The organism is Actinocorallia lasiicapitis (assembly GCF_054778695.1).
Genome location: NZ_BAAGZI010000479.1, coordinates 1 through 4,000 on the forward strand (window position 1 = coordinate 1; position 4,000 = coordinate 4,000).

General features: G+C 72.7%; 2 protein-coding genes and 2 pseudogenes. All 4 read left to right on the forward strand.

The annotated features are described in order from the left end of the window. Positions 1 to 339, forward strand: a pseudogene (locus ACYVE7_RS30600) (hypothetical protein); the annotation flags it as partial. A 4-nt stretch (positions 340 to 343) separates the two neighbouring features. Further along, the gene (locus ACYVE7_RS30605; protein ID WP_460369606.1) at positions 344 to 2,056 is read left to right on the forward strand and encodes a TRAFAC clade GTPase domain-containing protein; all 1,713 of its coding nucleotides are present in this window, start codon (positions 344 to 346) and stop codon (positions 2,054 to 2,056) included. Positions 2,057 to 2,364: 308 nt separating this feature from the next. Continuing rightward, a pseudogene (locus ACYVE7_RS30610) lies at positions 2,365 to 2,691 on the forward strand (PASTA domain-containing protein); the annotation flags it as partial. Positions 2,692 to 2,776: 85 nt separating this feature from the next. Further along, a partial coding sequence (locus ACYVE7_RS30615; RefSeq protein ID WP_460369607.1) for a hypothetical protein occupies positions 2,777 to 4,000 on the forward strand: 1,224 nt, incomplete at its 3' end.

Below are 4,000 nucleotides of genomic sequence, written 5' to 3' on the forward strand. Positions count from 1 at the left end.
GCCGCCCGCGCGCTCCGCGACATCAAGGGCGCGCTCGCCACCCACACCGTGCGGAGCGTCGCCGACCGGCTGAAGGAGCGTCCGCCGCCGTTCCGCGCCGCCCTGCTCAAACAGCTCGACCGGGGACTGCGCGACCGGCTCGCCGACCGCTGGATCGAGACCGCGAGCGGCCGCGCCGAACGGTTCGAACTGGTCGGGGTGGCGCTCCGCGCCCCCGGCACCCCGCTCGACGACTGGGTCCGCGCCCAGACCGCGAAAAAGCTGACGCTCTTGCAGCTCGAAGCCTACTTCCGCGACGATCAGAGCCTGCGCGCCGCGCTCCGAGAGCTCCGGGGGTGAACCCATGACGCAGTTCCTGTGGGTCCTCGCGGCCGTGGCCTGGGCGTTCGTGATGTGGGCCGGGTTCGTGTTCGTGTTCCCGCCGCTGTTCGCCCTCACCCTGGCCGCCGTGACGGCCGGAGCGTTCGGCTACTACCTGCTGACCGCCGCCCGCGCCCTGGTTCCGGCACGCGCCGACGGGCTGTCGCCCGTCCTGCCGGTCGACGGGGTGTTCCGGCACTACCTGGTCCGCCAGGTGTGGCTGGACTGGAAGGCCCTGGCGACCTCGGTCGCGCCCCGGATCTACGGGCTCGCCGACCAGGCCGTCCGGCAGATCACCGGCAAGCTGCTGTCCGGGGTGTGGGGGTTCTTCCTGTTCCCGGTCTGGGCGGCGCTGTGCGGCGGGATCGTCCTGGCGGCACTGCCCGTCGGGCTGCTGGGCGTCGCGCTGACCCTGCTGTACGGGGCCGTCGCGACGGTCGGGCTGGCGGGCTGGCTGCTGTGCGTGCTGCTGCTCGGCGCCGTCGAGCAGGGGTTCATGGCGTACGCGCGGATCCTGCAGACCTGCCCGCACCCCACCTGCTACCGGCGGATCGGGCTGCCCGTCTACGCGTGCCCGCGCTGCGGGCGCAAGCACCGCAGGCTCACCCCGTCGACGGCGGGCGCGTTCCGGCATGTGTGCGAGTGCGGGGCGCGGCTGCCGACGACCGTCCCGCTGGGCCGGTACCGGCTCGCCGCGTCCTGCCCGCACTGCGGGGGGCGGCTGCCGGACCGGATCGGCCGGGTGCGGATCGAGCCCGTCCCGTTCATCGGCGGGCCCGCCGCCGGGAAGACGACCTTCATGTTCCTCGCGATCCGGGCCACCCACGCGCGCGCCCGGGAGATCGAGGGGCGGGTGGCGTTCGTCGAGCAGCGGCACCAGCACGCCTACGCGAACGCCGTCGCGGAGTTCGCGCGCGGCGGCCAGCTCGCCAAGACCGGCCCCGAACTGCCCCTGGCGACCATGGTCGATCTGGAGCTGCCCGGGGCGCGCCACCGAATCCTCTACCTCTACGACCCGGCGGGTGAGCACTTCACCGGGGCCGCGCAGGTCGAGTCGCTGCGCTATCTCGACCACTCCGAGGCGCTGGTGTTCGTGCTCGACCCGTTCGCCCTGCCCGAGGTGCGCCGCACCCTCACCGAGGTCGAGCGGTCCGTGCCCGTCGCCACCTCCGACGAGGACCCCTCCGACACGCTGCAGCGGGTGCTGAACGAGCTGCGCTCCCGGCCCGACCAGGGCAGGCAGAAGCGGATCGCGGTGGTCGTCACCAAGGCCGACCTGCTGGCCCGCACCTCGATCGGCCGGGATCTGCGGGCCGACCCGCGCGCCTGGCTGGACGGGCTCGGCCTCGGCAACACCCTGCGGACCCTCGACCAGATCGCCGCCGAGGTCCGGGTGTTCCCGTCCGGATTCGACACCCCGATCGGCGAGGTCGCCGGGCTGATCGGCTGGGTCAGCGGACTCACCCTGACCGGCAAGGGACCTGTGCTCGTCCCCGACCTCCCGCCCGACCTGCGGGAGGTGCCGCCCGCGCTGCCGCTGCGCGACCCGTGGGACGCCAAGGGCCGCAAGCCGGGCCTCGTTCCGCTCACCTACCAGGCCGGGCGGTGGTCGATCCTGATCGGGCTTTCGGTCCTGACGACCGTCACGCTCGTCACGGCGGCCCTTGCCACCTGGCACCGTCTCCCGCTGTACTGAGCATCGAGTGAACATCGGCGGAGCTTACGGCGTCTTAACGCAACAGAGACCGTCACCGAGGCGGCCGACCCGGGAGGGGCCGAGATGCCCGTCGAGATCGAACCGGCGCCGCAGCCGGCGCCCGAGATGTCCACCAGGGCGATGCTGCTGCTGGGCACGGCCATGACCGTCGGGGTCGCGCTGATCCTCGGGCTCACCCTGCTGGTCGGCGGCGGTTCGAGCGCGGAGAAGCCCGTCGCGGGCGCGGCCGGTCTCGTCCCGCAGATCACCGGGTTCACCTCCAACAAGGCGACCGCGCGCTCGCGGAGCGGAAGCTGGCGGTCGGCGCGGTCATCCAGGTGCCGTCGTCGCTCCCCGCGGGCCAGGTCGTGCGGACGTCGCCGAAGATCGGCACCCCGGCGCCCGAGGGCACCGCGATCACCCTCTACCTGTCGGCGGGCACCGGCGGTTCGGGGTCGGAGGCCACGGTCGTCGTCCCCTATCTGCTGGGGATCTCCGCCACCCAGGCGCAGTCCGTCGCCCAGCGGCTCGGGCTGCGGCTGGAGAACACCGGCACGGGACGCGTCACCGCGCAGGACCCCGAACCCGGCAGCTCCGTCGGCCGCGGCACCGCCGTCCGGGTGACACTCCAGTAACCCTCGCGGATTAGGTAGGGCGTACTCATCCGTACGTGACTTTCCGGACGGATGCTCAGGGAGACGGATCCCTGGAAGGTCGCCGATGCGTTCCCTGCACCTCGCCGTGGCGCTGCTCCTGCTCCTGCTCCCACTCCGGCCGCTCGCCCCCGCGTCCGCCCACGAACATCCCAACGGGTCGATCGACCGGGTGACGCCCGGGGCGGTCCGGGTGGAGGCCGCCGCCCATGTGGAGATCACGCTGGTCGACGACCGGTCGCAGGCGAAGAACATCACCCGCTCCTACGACGTGGCGCTCGGCGGCGGCAGCGGGTTCACCGTGTCGCCCGACGGGATCATCGTGACCGCGACGCAGACCGTGACCAGCGACGACGACCCGCTCGTCTACGCCGCGAACAAGATCTTCGGGGAGTACTTCAAGCAGAGCCTGCCAGCTGACTTCGCCCGGCACAGCGCGAGCGGCGCCGACCTCGACTTCCGGCTCCAGAACTGCTACCCGCCCAAGACCAGCCTGTCGATCTGCTTCGGCACCGTCACCAGGACCGTGAAGGTCTTCCCCAACACCGACCCGGTCAGCTCAGGCGGCCTGCCCGCGACGATCGTCAGGGCCGGTTCCGCGCCCGAGCAGCCGGCGATCGTCCGGCTCGACAAGAGCGACGGGACCCTGCCGACCGTGCCGCTGGCGGCGGAGTTCGGGCCGACCAAGGCCGGTGACCTGATGGCGTTCAAGGGCGGCAGGCCCGCCGCGACCAACCCTGTCTCCACCGACACGCTGCACTTCGATCCGCCGGGTTCGCAGAGCGTCCTGGGCGAGGACCGGGAGAAGGTCGGCGGGCTGCTCGGCAACGGCGCCGTCGGTGCGGCGGTCGTCGACGACACCAAGAGCGAGGTGGTCGGGATCGCGTCCGGCACGGCCGGCAACATCAAGATCACTAAGGCGCAGGACATCCAGAAGGCACTGAAGGAGGCGGGCGTCCAGGCCAGGCGCGGCCCCGTGGACGTCGTGTTCGAGACGGCGCTCGCCCAGTACCACGACCGGTTCTACAGCCTGTCGATCCCGGTGCTCGAACAGGTGCTGAAACTCCGGCCCGACCACGCCGTGGCCATCGACCATCTCCGCAACGCCCGGGCGTGGCGCGGCACCGACAAGGAGGCCAAGCGGCCGTCCGACGCGGCGTCGGGCGGGATCCCGCTGGTCAACGCCTGGACGGTCTCGGCCGCCACCCTGCTGGTCGCCTCACTCGCCGCCGGGATCCTGCTGCTGCGCAGGCCCAAGGGCGCGCCCGCCGCGGCGGGCCCGGCCGGGCTG